Consider the following 15,548-nt stretch of genomic DNA (forward strand, 5'->3'; position numbering starts at 1 on the left):
AGCCTGCGGCCTGCAGGCGGCAGCGAAGGCAGCATCAACCACCGATGATCTTCATCACCGTGACGCCGCCGGAGAAGGCCAGATCCTGTTTGTCGCCCAACGCCTTGACCAGCAGTCGCTGCAATGCCGGCAAGGCCTGGTGACGCGGCTTGTCCAGCAAGTCGCCGACGAAGTGGCGGTTGCTCGACGACAGGCAGCCATGCAGCCAGCCGGTGGACGACAGACGCAGGCGCGAGCAGGTACGGCAGAACGGTACGCTCTCGTTGGCGATCACACCGAAGTGACCCGCACCGGGAATGGCATAGCGCATCGCCGTGGCATCCACCGGAGCGCTGGCCTGGACGTACTGGTGACGGCTGCCGATCAGCTCCAGCAGCTCGGGCAAGCCGACAAACTGCTGGTTGAATGCATTGCCATCGCGCGCCAGGTGGCCCATGCGCATCAGTTCGATGAAGCGCAGCTCGAAGCCACGTTCCAGACAGTACTCCAGCAGCGGCAATACCTGATCCAGGTTCTGTCCGCGCAGCGGCACCATGTTGACCTTGATCTTCATCCCGGCTTCGCGCGCCGCTTCCATGCCTGCGAGCACGGTGGCCAGGTCACCGCCACGAGCGATACTGCGAAAGGCGCCAGCGTCGAGGGTATCGAGGGAAACATTCAGGCGGCGGATACCGCACTCCACCAGCAACGGCAGCTTGCGCCCGAGCAACTGGCCATTGGTGGTCAGGCTGATGTCGTCAAGGCCGAGCTGGCTGACCTGGCGCAGGAAGGGTTCCAGGCGCGTGCTGACCAGAGGCTCACCACCGGTGATACGCAGGCGTTCGATGCCGGCCGCCTCGATCAGATAAGCCACACCACGTGCCATGGCGTCGGCCGAGAGCTCGTCCTGAGCAGCAACCAGGCGCTTGCCGTTCGGCACACAGTAAGTGCAGGCGTAGTTGCAGGCAGCAGTCAGGCTGACACGAAGATTGCGAAAGCGTCTGCCCTGGCGGTCGACGATCATGGAGAACTCCAGAGGAGGAATGGCTGGAGTATATCGCGCCACCGACCATGACAGGTCATGGTCGATGAGACGAAAAGCGGCCTCTGATCAGGCGTCGCGCTTGCGCTTGTTACCCATCCGCACACCGATATCCATAAGGAACTGGAAGAAGCCTTCCTGATCCTCGAGCACGTTGCTCCAGAACGGCGAGTGGTACAGCGCCACGGCGCCATGCACCAGCGCCCAGGCGGCGCAGTAGTGGAAGTACGGCGGTACGTCTTCCAGCTTGCCTTCGGCGATGCGCCCCTTGATCAACTGGGTCAGACGCTCGAAGTTGGAAGCACGGATCTTGTGCAACTGCTCGACCATCTCCGGCACCTGGTTGCCCTTGACCACCTTCTCTTCCAGGCGGTCGAACAGGCGGTAGCGCTGCGGGTCACGCATGCGAAACTCGAAGTAGGCACGCGACAGCGCTTCCTTGTCGCGATCCACATCAGCCGAATGCAGCAGCGTGTTGAGATCGCGCTCGTAGTCGAGCATCAGGCGCAGATAGATCTCCGCCTTGGACTTGAAGTGCTTGTAGATAGTGCCTTTGCCGATACCGACCGCATCAGCGATCATCTCGACGGTAACGCTGTCCTCTCCCTGTTCGAGGAAGAGTTTCAGCGCGGTATCGAGAATTTCTTGCTCGCGGCGACGGAATTCGCGGACCTTACGGGGTTCTTTCTGCATAAAGGGACTATGGGGTCAAAAATCGAAGCCGCTTATTATGCCCAAATGCCGCCAAATTGCACGGATCATCCGACCATGTACGTGTTTCATGATGAGTTTCCCCAAGAAAACGGACTGCGCTATCTGAACCACGCGGCGGTCGCTCCCTGGCCGAAACGCAGTGCTGAAGCGGTTCGGAAGTTCTCCGAAGTGAACGTGAGCAGTGGCGCACGTGACTATTCAGACTGGCTGAAGTTGGAGCGTAGCCTACGCGAACGCCTTATGCGTCTGATGAACGCATCAAGCACCGGCGATATCGCACTGGTCAAGAATACGTCCGAAGCACTCTCCTTCGTGGCCTTCGGCCTGGATTGGCGCCCGGGCGACCAGGTGATCATCAGCGACGAGGAGTTTCCCTCCAACCGCATCGTCTGGCTGGCATTGGCCGCTCAAGGCGTAGAGGTGGTCGAGGTCAGCCTGAGCGGTGCAGACCCTGAAGCCGACCTGCTCGCCGCCATCACACCACGCACACGCCTGCTGTCGATCAGCGCCGTGCAGTTCGCCAGCGGCCTGCGCCTGGATCTGCCGCGTCTCGGCCGGGGCTGCCGTCAGCACGGCGTACTGTTCTGCATCGATGCCATCCAGCAGCTCGGCGCCCTGCCCTTCGACGTCCAGGCCTATGACTGCGACTTCGCCATGGCCGACGGTCACAAGTGGATGCTCGGCCCGGAAGGTCTGGGCGTATTCTATTGCCGCAGCGAAGTGCGCGGCCAACTCAAGCTGCACGAATACGGCTGGCACATGCTCGAACATGCCGGCGACTACACCCGCACGGATTGGCAGCCGGCACGCAGCGCACGGCGCTTCGAGTGCGGCAGCCCGAATATGCTCGGCGCCTTCGCCCTGGAGGCGAGCCTGTCGCTGCTCGAGGAGGTCGGTATGGACAAGGTCGGCGCACTGGTGGAAGAACGGGTGCAACGTCTGAGCGATGGCATTCGTGCACTACCCGGCTCAGTCATCCACAGCCCTCTCGACACAGCACGCCGCGCCGGCATTCTCAGCTTCAGCCTGGCGGGCTGGGAGAATCCGACGCTTTATCAGCGCTTGCGCGAGGAGCAGGTGATCTGCGTACAACGTGGGCCAGGTGTCCGCCTGTCGCCTCATTTCTATACCAGTGAGCAGGTGATCGAGGAAACACTGGGGCTTCTAACCCAGCTGGCAAAAGGGTGAGGACTCAGCAGCGGCCGCGGTATTCCAAATCTGTTTAAAAAACACCCAATTCAGCCTGGACGCTCGCCTCTCATGACCAATACTGGAACTTACTGGTGTGCGGCATCTCCCCCCAAGTGCCCCGCCAGCCAAGGTACCGTGGATCGCGTACCTTGATTTACTCCTAATGGTCTTGACCCGGATTCATCCCCCAGAATCCGGGTTTTTTTTGCTCAGCAGATCGACGCTTCTGTAGGAAGGGTCAGCCGCCTTGATTTCACAGAATCTGGGCGCGGTGTAACCCAGCGCCGATTCCACACCTTATATCGCTTGGTGCGCATGGTGTTCAGCCGGGGGACATAGGTAACGGGTGTCGGGAGACATAGGTAACGCATTTAGGCTTACGGTGTTCATCGAATTGGGAGATCGAATGATGCCGTGGCTGGAGCGAAGCACTATGTCGATAAGGCGAGAGTTTGTTCTGCTGGCGGGGCAGCCCCAAAGTAATGTGCGGGAGCTCTGTCGGCGGTATGGCATCAGTCCCAGAACTGGCTACAAGTGGCTGGCTCGGTACCGTGAGCAAGGCGATGCAGGCTTGCAGGATCGATCTCGGCGTCCTCTGAGCAGTCCAGGGCGTAGCGATCCGAAGCTGGAACAAACGGTGGTGCAATTGCACCACCGCTATCCCTATTGGGGCGCTCGCAAACTGCGAAGCTTGTTGATGACTGCAGCTATTGATCCGCCTCACCACAGCACCATCGACGCAATCCTCAAGCGCTACGATTGCCACGTCCTCTACCACAATGAACAGTCGCAAGCGCCGGCTAACCGCCGTTTCGAGCATCCCAACCCGAACGACCTCTGGCAGATCGACTTCAAGGGTAACGTCCCCCTCAATGATCGCCGTTCGCCTTGTTGTCATCCCTTGACCCTGCTGGACGATCACTCGCGCTTTTCGCTCTGCTTGCAAGCCTGCCAGGGAGAGCGACTGGAACTGGTCAAACCACATCTGATCGAGGTTTTCCGTCAGTACGGCTTGCCGCTGCGTATCACCGCCGACAATGGGCCGCCTTGGGGTTCGAATATTGCCGGTGGGCTATCGAAGCTGGAGGTTTGGCTGATGCGGCTGGGGATCGAAGTCAGCCATAGCCGACCTCATCATCCACAGACTCAGGGCAAGCTGGAGCGCTTCCACCAGACACTCAAACGCGAAGTGCTGCATCGCGCGTTCAGCGACTTGCAGCATTGTCAGCAAGTGATGAGCCGTTGGCGAGACGAGTACAACCATTACCGTCCGCATGAAGCACTTGATCAACGGCCGCCCATAGAGCGCTATCGGCCAAGTCCACGAAACTACCCGGAGCAACTGCCAGCCATCGAATATGAACCGGGAGATCACGTTGTAAACGTACGTCAGACCGGGCAGGTGTATTTCAAAGGGCTCAACGTCTTCGTAAGCGGAGGTCTGTATGGAGAGAAGGTCGCCATACGCTCAACCGCTGAAGAGGGTGTCTACGATGTGGTATTCATCCGCAAAACGCTGCGTCAAATAGACCTGAGGCAACGGGCAACATGATCATCAACCTGTTACCCATGTCTCCCGACAGGTGTTTACCATGTCCCCCGGCTGAACACATGGCGCACCCTACAGTTCGTTGTGTGTCAGGCCACGCTCGCCAGCGGGAACAGACGTTTGAAGTTGCTCGAGGTCTGCTCGGCAAGCGTCTCGTAACTCACGCCACGCAGCACGGCCAGGTACTCGGCCACTTCACGCACATATTGCGGCAGGTTGGGTTTGCCACGATGGGGCACCGGCGCCAGATAAGGCGAGTCGGTTTCCACCAGCAGACGGTCGACCGGCACCTGACGCGCCACCTCGCGCAAGGCCTCGGCATTGCGGAAGGTGACGATACCGGACAGCGAAATATAGAAACCGATATCCAGCGCCGCCTTGGCCATTTCCCAGTCTTCGGTGAAACAGTGCAGCACGCCGGCCTGCGGCAGCGCCGCTTCGCGCAGCAATGCCAGGGTATCGGCGCGGGCTTCGCGGGTATGCACGATCACCGGTTTGCCGGTGATACGCGCGGCGTCCAGATGCAGCCGGAACGAGGCCTGCTGCAACGCGGCGGACTCCGGCTCGTAGTGATAGTCCAGCCCCGTCTCGCCGATGGCCACCACCTTCGGATGCGCCAACTCGCCGAGCAGCCAATCCAGAGCAGGCTCAGCGCCAGGCTCGAGATCCAGTGGGTGAACGCCAACCGAACAATCGACATCCGGGTAACGCTCGGCCAGGTTCTTCACTGTTGCGGCGTTGTCGGCACTCACGCCGATGCACAGGAAATGGCCAACACCTGCGGCACGCGCCGCGTCCAGGGCAGCATCCAGCGAACCGCCATGGGCGGCGAGGTCGAGACGGTCTAGGTGGCAGTGGGAATCGATCAGCACAGCGACAACTCGGGCAATGACAAAGCCCGAATTGTAATCGAAAGCGGCGGATGCCTGGTCGTGCGGGAGGGGCTTTAGCCGCGACGATACGAGTTCGCGGCCAGATGACTTACATCGTATGGGTCGGGCGGTCGGACTTCAGCGCACCGGCCAGGTAGGTCTCGATCTTGTTGCGCGCGGTGTTGTCACCGTCATTGAACTGCACGCCGACACCGGCAGCGCGGTTGCCCTGGGCGCCTTTCGGGGTGATCCACACTACCTTGCCGGCCACCGGAATCTTTTCCGGCTCGTCCATCAGGTTGAGCAGCATGAACACTTCGTCACCAAGCTTGTAGCTCTTGTTGGTGGGGATGAAGAGGCCGCCATTCTTGATAAAAGGCATGTACGCCGCATAGAGCACGGACTTGTCCTTGATGGTCAGGGACAGAATTCCGTTACGGGGGCCCAGATTGGGTGGCAGGCTCATTGGCGCATTCCTGGCAGCTATTGCGTAGTGCCCGATTCTAGGGCCTGTGCGGGCTCGCGTGCAAACCGCTGGCCAGCATACTGCTAGCAGAATGTGACGCCCTGCCGAATCCGCCAGAACCTTGCATCAACGGCGGTCGGTACCAGGCAATGCCGCCCACTGCACCAATAGAGCCTCCAGCAGCAGCACCTGGTTGAGGTTGGCTTTGCCCATCACTTTCTGACGCTGCTCCAGTAGCCAGCTCTGCATCGCCAACACCCTGGACTGCGGCGTCTTGTCCGCCAGGTACTGCACGACCTTGTGCATATCGGCAAGGCCAAGCCCTCGTTCATCCTGAGTCAGCTGATAGCGCAGCATCAGTTGCGCCCAATCACAGAACCAGTCGAACAACAGGTTCATCGGCAGCGCTTTCCAGCTCTCGGCCAATTGGCTCGGCGCCACCTGCTGCTTGAGCAGTTTCTTCACGCCATCCACAGCCAGGGCTCGTTGCTCACGCACGCCCTGCTCCTGCAAACGCAACGCCGCCAAAGGCGAACCCGCAGCCAAGGTCAGCAGATCGGCACGCTCTTCGTCACCCAGATCGGGCAACGACTTGGCCAGCCAGGCAAGACTCATCGCCTCGCTCGGCAGTGGGCAGGCCTGCTGAACACAACGGCTCTTGATGGTCGGTAGCAGGCGGCTGGGCTGATGGCTGATCAGCAACAAAACGGTATTGCCGGACGGTTCTTCCAGGCTCTTGAGCAAGGCGTTGGCCGCATTGAGGTTCATGGCCTCTGCCGGCTCCAGCAGCACCACCTTGCGCCCACCAAGCTGAGCGGTCTGCACCACGAACTCGACCAGTTCGCGCACCTGATCGACCTTGATCGGCTTGTCCGCTTCCTCGGGTTCGAGGACGAAGTTATCCGGATGAGTGCCAGCAGCCAGCAGGTGGCAGGATTTGCAATTACCGCAAGCCTCCAGCGCATTCGGCTTCTGGCACAACAGGCTGGCCATCAGGCGCTCGGCCAGCGCACGCTTGCCGATGCCCGCCGGGCCATGCAGCAGGTAGGCATGGGCATGCTGACTACGCCCGGCCAATTGCTGCCAGAGCGTCTCCTGCCAGGGATAGACTTCAGCCACGGCAGGCCTCCAGCAGGCTCGGCAGCAAGGCATCGATATCGGCCTGCACCTGAGTCAGGGTCTGCCCGGCGTCCAGCACGCGGTAGCGCTGCGGTGCCTGCTCAGCGCGTTGCAGGTAGGCCTGACGTACCGCCTCGAAGAAACCACGACCTTCCTGCTCGAAGCGATCCAGACGGCCACGTGCAGCCGCACGCGCCAGACCGACCTCGACCGGCAAGTCGAAGATCAAGGTCAGATCCGGGCGCAACTCACCCTGAACGAACTGCTCCAGTTGCGCGATGCGCTCGATGGACAGCCCTCGCCCACCGCCCTGGTAGGCGTATGTGGCATCGGTGAAACGGTCACACAGCACCACGCTGCCCTTGGCCAAGGCCGGGCGAATGACCTGTTGCAGATGCTGGGCACGCGCGGCGAATACCAGCAGCAGCTCGGTATCGACCGCCATGGGCTCGTCGCTGGGTGCCAGGAGCAATTCGCGAATACGCTCGGCCAGCGGCGTACCGCCCGGCTCACGGGTCAGCAGCACCTCGACGCCCTGCTCGCGCAAACGCTCGGCGAGGTACTCGCGATTGGTGCTTTTACCGGCGCCTTCCGGGCCTTCCAGAGTAATAAACAGACCGGTCACGGATTGCCCTTATTCAGTGTCGGCAGCCGCGCGTGGTGCGGGGCTGGAACGGTAATCGGCACGGCGCTTGAGCTGGTATTCGCGCACCGCGCGGTTGTGCTCGTCCAAGGTTCTGGAGAACACATGGCTGCCGTCGCCTCGTGCGACGAAATACAGCGTGGAACCATCGAGCGGATTGAGCGCCGCATTGATCGCCTCACGGCCGACCATGGCGATCGGCGTGGGCGGCATGCCATCGATGGTGTAGGTGTTGTAGGGCGTCGGCGTACGCAGGTCGGCACGGGTAATACGGCCGTTGTAGCGCTCGCCCATACCGTAGATCACCGTGGGGTCGGTCTGCAGACGCATGCCGATGCGCAGGCGGCGCACGAATACCCCGGCGATTTCACCGCGCTCCTCGGGTACGCCGGTTTCCTTCTCGATCATCGACGCCATGATCAAGGCATCGTAGGGCTCACGATAGGGCAAGCCCTCGGCACGCTTTTGCCATTCCTCAGCCAGTACGGCTTCGAGACGCGCATTGGCCTGCTTGAGCAGATCCTCATCGCTCATACCGCGCACATAGCGATAGGTATCGGGGAAGAAGCGTCCTTCCGGGTTCTGTCCGGCGAGACCTAGACGCTCCATCAACTGGGCGTCGGTAAGATCGGCCAGACGCTGCTCAAGGCGCTCCTGGCGACCTAACGCAGCACGCACCTGGCGGAAATTCCAGCCCTCGACCAGGGTCAGGCTGTACTGCACCACTTCACCACGCTGCCACAGACCAAGCATGTCCTTGGCAGTGTGCTCGGGCAGCAGTCGATACTCGCCACTGTGCAAGGCTGGCGCGCGCAGGTTGAATCGCCAGTAAAGACGCAGCCAAAGGGCATTGTCGATCACGCCCTCCGCCTCCAGGCGATTGAGCAGACCGCTCGGGGTGGCACCGGTCGGCACCTCCAGCAGCATTTCTTCAGTCAGATGCAGGGGTTGCTCCAGCGCCCTCTGCTGTTGCCAGGCGGCTCCCACCACCAGCAACGCAGCCAGCAGCACGCCGCATTCGAGCAGCACCAAAATCTTGCGTAGCACCAGTTATTTACTCAGTAGGTCGCAAACGATGGCCTGCAGTTTACGGGTGAGCGGCCCGACCGACCAGTGTCGCTCTTGCAGCGCCCGCACAGGCCAGATGCCGTAGAGGCTGTTGCAGAGAAAGACTTCGTCCGCACTCAGCAGTTCGGCGAAGGAAATATCGCGTAACTCGATGGACAACCCGAGCAACTGCGCCTGCTGCAGGATTTCGGCGCGCATCACACCGGCCACCCCACAGCGCGACAGATCGGCAGTGACCAGCCCGCCGGCCACGACCAGAAACAGATTGCTGTACACCCCTTCGATGACACGGCCGCTGCTGTCACGCATCAGCCCTTCGGCGCACTCGGCATCCTGCCACTCGGCACGCGCCAATACCTGCTCCAGGCGGTTGAGGTGCTTGAGTCCGGCCAATACAGGTTGCTCGGCCAGCCGGGTTACGCAGGGGAACAGACGCACGCCCTGCTCGGCATGCACAGCGGGATACTGCGGCAGCGGAGCCGCCTGCAGGATACGCAGTGGCTGGCAGGGTTGTGGCGGTGCGTAACCTCGCTGCCCCTCGCCGCGGGTGACGACCAGCTTGGCCACCCCCTCGCCGAGCTGCGCAGCGAAGGCCTGTAATTCGGCCTCCATCTGCGCCAGATCGAGCGGGATGGACAGGCGCCGACAACCATCGGCCAGGCGCGCCAAATGTCGCGCCAGCAGCGGGATACGCCCACCGCGCACGGCGATGGTCTCGAACAGACCATCGCCGTAAGCCAGGCCACGGTCGCGAACCGACAACTGCTCGCCGGGCGCGCCGTTGACCCAGCTGCGCATCAGCCGTTGAACCGACGGAACAGCAGCGAGCCGTTGGTGCCGCCAAAGCCGAAGGAGTTCGACAGGGCGATCTCGATCGGCCTGGCTTTGGCCTGATGCGCAACGAAGTCCAGATCGCAGCCTTCGTCCGGCTCGTCCAGGTTGATCGTCGGCGGCGCGACCTGATCACGGATCGCCAGCACGCTGAAGATCGCCTCCACCGCACCAGCGGCGCCAAGCAGGTGGCCGGTCATCGACTTGGTCGAGCTGACCGAGAGCTGGTAGGCGTGATCACCGAACACGCTCTTGACTGCCGCGGCTTCGGCGATATCGCCAGCCGGGGTCGAAGTGCCGTGAGCGTTGATGTACTGCACCTGATCGGCATTGATGCCAGCATCACGCAGCGCCGCCTTCATGCAGCGGGCAGCACCGGCGCCATCTTCGGGCGGCGAAGTCATGTGGAAGGCATCGCCACTCATGCCGAAGCCAATCAGCTCGGCATAGATGGTGGCGCCACGCGCCTTGGCATGTTCCAGCTCTTCCAGCACCAGGGCGCCAGAACCATCGGAGAGCACGAAACCATCACGACCCTTGTCCCAGGGACGACTTGCCTTGGTCGGCTCATCGTTGCGAGTCGACAGTGCGCGAGCAGCGCCGAAACCACCCATACCCAGACCGCAGGCAGCCATCTCGGCGCCACCGGCAACCATCACGTCAGCTTCGCCATAGGCGATGTTGCGTGCGGCCATACCAATGCAATGGGTACCCGTGGTGCACGCCGTGGTAATGGCGTAGTTCGGCCCCTGCAGACCCAGATGGATCGACAGGAAGCCGGAAATCATATTGATGATCGAGCCCGGCACGAAGAACGGCGAAATACGCCGCGGCCCCTGCTCATGCAGCGATCTGCAGTTGTTCTCGATATTGGTCAGGCCGCCGATGCCGGAGCCCATGGCCACGCCGATACGCTCACGATTGGCGTCAGTGACCTCCAGACCGGAGTCACGCATTGCTTGGAAGCACGCAGCGAGGCCGTACTGAATGAATAGGTCGAGCTTGCGCGCCTCCTTGGCGGAGAGGTACTCCTCGACATTGAAACCTTTGACCGACCCGCCAAAACGGGTGGAGTAGGCGGACAGGTCCATGTGTTCAATCAGACCGATGCCACTGCGCCCGGCCAAAATGCCCTGCCAGCTGCTCGGCACATCGTTACCCAGCGGCGACAGCATGCCCATACCGGTAACCACGACGCGTCTACGCGACACAGCAATCTCCTCTTGTTCTACTCAGGCGCTGCAGGCGCCTTGCACGTAAAGAAAAGCCGCACGCCTGATTAGGGCAGTGCGGCTTCTCTCGGTCAGAAAGCTGACTGTGACTTATTGCGCGTGGGCAGTCACGTAGTCGATAGCTTCCTGAACGGTGGTGATCTTCTCGGCTTGCTCGTCCGGGATCTCGGTCTCGAATTCTTCCTCGAGAGCCATCACCAGCTCAACGGTGTCAAGAGAGTCGGCACCCAGGTCTTCAACGAAGGAAGCGCTGTTGGTGACTTCCTCTTCCTTGACGCCAAGTTGCTCGGCAACGATTTTCTTGACGCGTTCTTCGATGGTGCTCATACCTTGTTTTCACTCCTATTGGACAAATCCAGGCAGCTGGTAGCGGCCAAGTGTATAGAAAGGGTTTTTAGCATTTCAAGCTGAATGCCGGGGAGCCCCCAGGAACACTTCAACGATCTGTCTATAAACCTGTTGCAGCTTTATAACGGATTTTAGACAGCCACTATGACAGTTTTCTGATGGCTCGCGTCACATTCGAGAGCCTTCGATCATTCGAAGGCGCCCTTTTTAGCTCATGTACATACCGCCGTTCACCGGGATAGTAGCCCCTGTGACATAACCTGCGCCATCGGAAGCCAGGAAACCGACCACCTTGGCGATCTCTTCTGCCTGACCCAGACGGCCCAGCGGAATCTGCGTCAGCAGTGCATCGCGCTGACCTTCCGGCAGTTCGCGAGTCATATCGGTATCGATGAAACCAGGCGCTACCGAGTTGACCGTGATACCGCGAGAACCGACTTCACGCGCCAGGGCACGGCTGAAACCTTCCAGACCGGCCTTGGCTGCTGCGTAGTTGACCTGACCGGCATTGCCCATCGCACCGACCACGGAGCCGATGTTGATGATGCGCCCGAAACGCGCCTTGGTCATGCCGCGCAGCACGGCCTTGGACAGACGGTAGAGGCTGTTCAGGTTGGTGTTGATGACGTCATGCCACTCGTCGTCCTTCATGCGCAGCATCAGGTTATCGCGGGTGATGCCGGCGTTGTTGACCAGAATCAGCGGCTGACCAAGATGTTGCTGGATGTGTTCGAGGGTGGTGGCAACGGATTCGTCGTTGCTCACATCGAGCACCAGGCCGGCACCTTCGACGCCATTGGCCTTCAGGGTCTCGGCGATGCGCTCGGCGCCCGAAGGACTGGTGGCGGTGCCGATGACGATGGCGCCCTGACGGCCCAGCTCCAGGGCGATTGCCTGGCCGATACCACGACTGGCGCCAGTGACCAGCGCGACTTTACCTTGCAGACTCATGTTCTTCTCCTTTCAAAACCCGTTTCAGGCCAGAGCTGCACGAGCAGCGGCGAAAGCGTCGGGGGTATCCAGATTATGGGTATTGATGCCTTTGACGCAGCGCTTGTTCAGACCGCTCAGTACCTTGCCTGGGCCGCACTCGACCAGGTCGGTCACGCCCTGCTCGGACAGACGCACCATCGACTCGACCCAACGCACCGGGCTGTACAGCTGCGCCAGCAAGTCGGCCTTGAGAGTGTTCAGATCCGATACCACTGCGGCACTGACGTTCTGTACCAGCGGAATCTGTGGCGCTTGCCAGTTCAAGGCCTCGACCGACTCGGCGAAACGCTCGGCGGCCGGCTTCATCAGCGCACAGTGCGACGGCACGCTGACCGGCAGTGCCATGGCGCGCTTGGCACCACGCGCCTTGCAGGCCTCGATGGCGCGCTCGACGGCAGCAGCGCTACCTGCGATCACCACCTGACCCGGCGCATTGAAGTTCACTGCGCTGACCACATCGCCCTGCGCCGCTTCGGCGCAAGCGGCCAGCACATCGGCATCTTCCAGACCAAGGATGGCAGCCATACCACCCTGCCCGGCCGGTACGGCCTGCTGCATCAACTGACCACGACGCTCCACCAGCTTCACGGCATCGACCAAGCCAATGCTGCCAGCAGCCACCAGAGCGGAGTATTCACCCAGGCTATGACCGGCGACGAATGCCGGCTTGGCGCCGCCCTCGGCCTGCCACAGGCGCCACAAGGCGATGGAAGCGGTGAGAATGGCCGGCTGAGTCTTGTCGGTCTGGTTCAGTTGCTCTTCCGGCCCTTGCTGGGTCAATGCCCAGAGGTCATAGCCGAGCGCTTCAGAGGCCTCGCCGAACGTATCGAGCACCAGCTTCTGCTGGGCACCGTGATCGGCGAGCATGGCCAGGGCTTGCGAACCCTGACCGGGGAAGACGAATGCGAGGGATGCAGACATGAAAAAGTCCCTTGAGTCGAAAAAACCACACCAGAACGAATCCGGCGCAGAAAACTGACAGTTGGATGGCAAGCCGCGTGTCGCGGTCACATTCCAGGCGATGTGTCCTGGCCAACGAAGGCGACGAGTCTACAACAACAAGTCTTCAAGTCGACCATGCAGTCGCTGCGGCAAATTTTCCTGCACTTCGCGCAACGCACAACGGATGGCGCTTTGAAAGCTCTCCTGCCCAGCCGCGCCGTGGCTCTTGACGACAATGCCCTGCAGACCGAGAAAGCTCGCGCCATTGTGTCTTGCCGGCGCCAGATCAGCCTTGAGTCGCCGCAACAACGGCATCGCCAAGGCGCCTACCGCCTGAGCGAAGAAACCCTCGTTGAACAGCGTCTCGACCCGCCCGGTAATCATCCGCGCCAGGCCTTCGCTGGATTTGAGCAGGATGTTGCCGACAAAGCCGTCGCACACCACTACATCGGCCTCACCGCGATACACCCCATCGCCCTCTATATAGCCAATGAAGTTCAGCCCACGAGCCTGCTGCAGCAGACTGGCCGCCAACTTCACTTGCTGATTGCCCTTGATGTCTTCGGTACCGACATTGAGCAAAGCGACTCGTGGTCGAGACACGCCCAGCGTCTCGGCCGCCACGGCGCCCATGATGGCGAACTGGTAGAGGTGCTCGGCACTGCAGTCGACGTTGGCACCCAGATCCAGCAAGTAGCAGTGGCCACGCTCGGTGGGAATCGGGCTGACCATGGCGGGCCGGTCGATACCCGGCAGCGTCTTCAGCACATAGCGCGACAACGCCATCAGCGCACCGGTATTGCCGGCACTGACGCAGGCATGCGCCTGGCGCTGACGCACCATCTCCAGCGCCACACGCATCGAGGCATCGGGCTTGCCACGCAAGGCCTGGGCCGGACGCTCGTCCATGGCGATCACTTCGCTGGCGTGATGAACCTGCAGGCGAGCGCGATCGACGCCAGAATGGCGAGCGAGCTGTTCTTCGATAAGGGGGGCTTGGCCGACAAGGGCCAGATGTAGCGAGGGGAATTCGGCCAGCGCAGCAATGCAGGCCGGAACAATGCAGCGGGGACCGAAGTCCCCACCCATTGCATCAATCGCGATGATCGAGGCGGACAAGGATTACTCGTCAGCGCCCTTGTCGATCACTTTGCGACCGCGGTACACACCTTCCGGAGAAACGTGGTGGCGCAGGTGAACTTCACCGGTGCTCTTCTCTACGGACAGGGTGCTGGCCTCGAGAGCGTCGTGCGAACGACGCATGTCGCGGGCGGAACGGGATTTTTTGTTCTGCTGAACAGCCATAACTCATTAACTCCTAAACGTTTGGGTCACGCTTTAACTGCGCCAATACACTGAACGGGTTGGACCGCGATACCTCGTCCTCGCCTGGCTCGGGCTCATCGAGACCGTCCGGCTGCTGGCAATCACCTGGGGCATGAGCAGGAACGATCGGCAGTGCGAGAAGTAACTCTTCCTCGACCAGACCGAGCAGCTCCAGCGGCTCCTCGCCCACTTCCAGCACGTCGTAGCCCTTCGGCAAGGACTGAGTGTTCGCTCCAACCCGAACCACTGCGTATTCACATTCGCTGCGGATGGGTAGCGCGACCAGCTCCAGACAACGCTGGCAGACCATTTTGACCTCAACCTCGAGCTCACTGCGGATAACCACAGTTTTCTGCTCATCACGGGCGAAATGAAACTTCGCCTGCACCACGCCAGCCGTATCGGCAAGCGGGTCGCAGAGACGCTGCAGGCTGGCCAGTTCGAGCTGCCCTTCAAGGGTAGCTTCGCGGTCGGCGAGCTTGCGCGGATCAACGTGAGGTGGAATCGGCCCATTCAACATAGGCGCAGCATTCTAGGGATGCACCCTGCCTCTGTCAAAGGAAATTCAGCCTGTCACCACAGGGGCGAGGTCAGTAGAATTTGCCGCCCCTCTATATAAAAGAAGGAAGAGACCGTGCCTGCACTGCTGCTCGCCTCCAGCTCACCCTATCGCCGCGAACTGCTCGACCGCCTGCAACTGCCCTTCACCTGGCAATCACCGAGCATCGACGAGACCCGCCGCGAAGATGAAACTGCCATCGACCTGGTCAAACGCCTGGCCGAGGAGAAGGCGCGCGCACTGGCCGAGCGATACAACGACCACCTGATCATCGGTTCGGACCAGGTCGCCGTACTCGGCGACGGGCAGATTCTCGGCAAGCCCCACGACCTGGAGCGCGCCCAGAAGCAGCTGCGCGCCGCCAGCGGCAGCAGCGTGACTTTTCTCACAGGCCTGGCACTGCTAAACAGCCAGAGCGGTCGCTGCCAGGTCGATTGCGTGCCCTTTACCGTGCACTTCCGCTCGCTCAGCGACACACAGATACTGCGCTACCTGCAACGTGAACAGCCATTCGACTGCGCCGGCAGCTTCAAATCCGAAGGACTGGGCATCAGCCTGTTTCGCAGCACCGAAGGCGAAGATGCCAGCAGCCTGATCGGCCTGCCTCTCATTCGCCTGGTGGACATGCTGATCAACGAAGGAATAGAAGTGCCGTAGGGCGGGTGCAACCCACC

The 15,548-nt window shown here is 61.1% G+C and carries 18 protein-coding genes; 3 read left to right on the forward strand and 15 right to left on the reverse strand.

Annotated features, from left to right (window positions below; translation table 11 throughout):
• Window positions 1-34 precede the first annotated feature (34 nt).
• Both HS968_RS16820 and HS968_RS16825 read right to left on the reverse strand, forming a co-directional pair.
• Complete coding sequence (locus HS968_RS16820; protein WP_182367343.1) at window positions 35-1,003, reverse strand: GTP 3',8-cyclase MoaA; 969 nt, start codon at window positions 1,001-1,003, stop codon at window positions 35-37.
• Window positions 1,004-1,090: 87 nt separating this feature from the next.
• Window positions 1,091-1,714, reverse strand: coding sequence for a TetR/AcrR family transcriptional regulator (locus tag HS968_RS16825; RefSeq protein WP_106736323.1), 624 nt, complete (start codon window positions 1,712-1,714; stop codon window positions 1,091-1,093).
• Window positions 1,715-1,789: 75 nt separating this feature from the next.
• Here HS968_RS16825 and HS968_RS16830 point away from each other — a divergent pair, with 75 nt between their 5' ends.
• Window positions 1,790-2,923: an aminotransferase class V-fold PLP-dependent enzyme gene (locus HS968_RS16830; RefSeq protein WP_182367346.1), complete on the forward strand. Its 1,134-nt coding sequence runs from the start codon at window positions 1,790-1,792 to the stop codon at window positions 2,921-2,923.
• A 412-nt stretch (window positions 2,924-3,335) separates the two neighbouring features.
• Window positions 3,336-4,478, forward strand: coding sequence for an IS481 family transposase (locus HS968_RS16835; protein WP_182371612.1), 1,143 nt, complete (start codon window positions 3,336-3,338; stop codon window positions 4,476-4,478).
• 86 nt (window positions 4,479-4,564) lie between these two features.
• Here HS968_RS16835 and HS968_RS16840 read toward each other — a convergent pair whose 3' ends face one another.
• The 13 genes from HS968_RS16840 to HS968_RS16900 form a co-directional block, all read right to left on the reverse strand.
• Entirely contained in the window at window positions 4,565-5,347 is a 783-nt protein-coding gene (locus HS968_RS16840) for a TatD family hydrolase (RefSeq protein WP_106736325.1), read from the reverse strand.
• Between the two features lie 109 nt (window positions 5,348-5,456).
• A complete protein-coding gene (locus HS968_RS16845) occupies window positions 5,457-5,813 on the reverse strand; it encodes a PilZ domain-containing protein (RefSeq protein ID WP_003245164.1) in 357 nt (118 codons plus the stop codon).
• A gap of 126 nt (window positions 5,814-5,939) precedes the next feature.
• Window positions 5,940-6,932, reverse strand: a complete 993-nt coding sequence (locus HS968_RS16850; RefSeq protein ID WP_119692800.1) for a DNA polymerase III subunit delta' — start codon at window positions 6,930-6,932, stop codon at window positions 5,940-5,942.
• Window positions 6,925-7,557, reverse strand: a complete 633-nt coding sequence (tmk, locus tag HS968_RS16855) for a dTMP kinase (protein ID WP_182367349.1) — start codon at window positions 7,555-7,557, stop codon at window positions 6,925-6,927. Before tmk ends, HS968_RS16850 begins: the two co-directional genes overlap by 8 nt.
• Window positions 7,558-7,566: 9 nt before the next feature.
• The gene (gene mltG, locus HS968_RS16860) at window positions 7,567-8,622 is read right to left on the reverse strand and encodes an endolytic transglycosylase MltG (protein WP_106736328.1); all 1,056 of its coding nucleotides are present in this window, start codon (window positions 8,620-8,622) and stop codon (window positions 7,567-7,569) included.
• Window positions 8,623-8,625: 3 nt separating this feature from the next.
• A complete protein-coding gene (gene pabC / locus HS968_RS16865; RefSeq protein ID WP_182367352.1) occupies window positions 8,626-9,441 on the reverse strand; it encodes an aminodeoxychorismate lyase in 816 nt (271 codons plus the stop codon).
• Window positions 9,441-10,685, reverse strand: coding sequence for a beta-ketoacyl-ACP synthase II (fabF, locus tag HS968_RS16870; protein ID WP_182367355.1), 1,245 nt, complete (start codon window positions 10,683-10,685; stop codon window positions 9,441-9,443). Before fabF ends, pabC begins: the two co-directional genes overlap by 1 nt.
• Window positions 10,686-10,796: 111 nt before the next feature.
• Window positions 10,797-11,033 carry an acyl carrier protein gene (gene acpP, locus HS968_RS16875; RefSeq protein ID WP_003245177.1) on the reverse strand — a complete coding sequence of 79 codons (237 nt, stop codon included), beginning with the start codon at window positions 11,031-11,033 and terminating at the stop codon, window positions 10,797-10,799.
• 228 nt (window positions 11,034-11,261) lie between these two features.
• Window positions 11,262-12,005, reverse strand: coding sequence for a 3-oxoacyl-ACP reductase FabG (fabG, locus tag HS968_RS16880; protein WP_090426132.1), 744 nt, complete (start codon window positions 12,003-12,005; stop codon window positions 11,262-11,264).
• Window positions 12,006-12,029: 24 nt separating this feature from the next.
• Window positions 12,030-12,968: an ACP S-malonyltransferase gene (gene fabD / locus HS968_RS16885; protein WP_182367358.1), complete on the reverse strand. Its 939-nt coding sequence runs from the start codon at window positions 12,966-12,968 to the stop codon at window positions 12,030-12,032.
• A 129-nt stretch (window positions 12,969-13,097) separates the two neighbouring features.
• Complete coding sequence (gene plsX / locus HS968_RS16890) at window positions 13,098-14,108, reverse strand: phosphate acyltransferase PlsX (RefSeq protein WP_182367361.1); 1,011 nt, start codon at window positions 14,106-14,108, stop codon at window positions 13,098-13,100.
• A 3-nt stretch (window positions 14,109-14,111) separates the two neighbouring features.
• A complete protein-coding gene (gene rpmF, locus HS968_RS16895; protein ID WP_003245185.1) occupies window positions 14,112-14,294 on the reverse strand; it encodes a 50S ribosomal protein L32 in 183 nt (60 codons plus the stop codon).
• Between the two features lie 13 nt (window positions 14,295-14,307).
• Entirely contained in the window at window positions 14,308-14,835 is a 528-nt protein-coding gene (locus HS968_RS16900; RefSeq protein ID WP_074675227.1) for a YceD family protein, read from the reverse strand.
• Window positions 14,836-14,949: 114 nt separating this feature from the next.
• Between HS968_RS16900 and HS968_RS16905 the strand changes: the two genes are divergently transcribed.
• Window positions 14,950-15,531: a Maf family protein gene (locus HS968_RS16905; protein WP_182367364.1), complete on the forward strand. Its 582-nt coding sequence runs from the start codon at window positions 14,950-14,952 to the stop codon at window positions 15,529-15,531.
• Window positions 15,532-15,548: the final 17 nt, after the last annotated feature.

Source organism: Pseudomonas berkeleyensis (genome assembly GCF_014109765.1).
Lineage (GTDB): Bacteria > Pseudomonadota > Gammaproteobacteria > Pseudomonadales > Pseudomonadaceae > Aquipseudomonas > Aquipseudomonas berkeleyensis.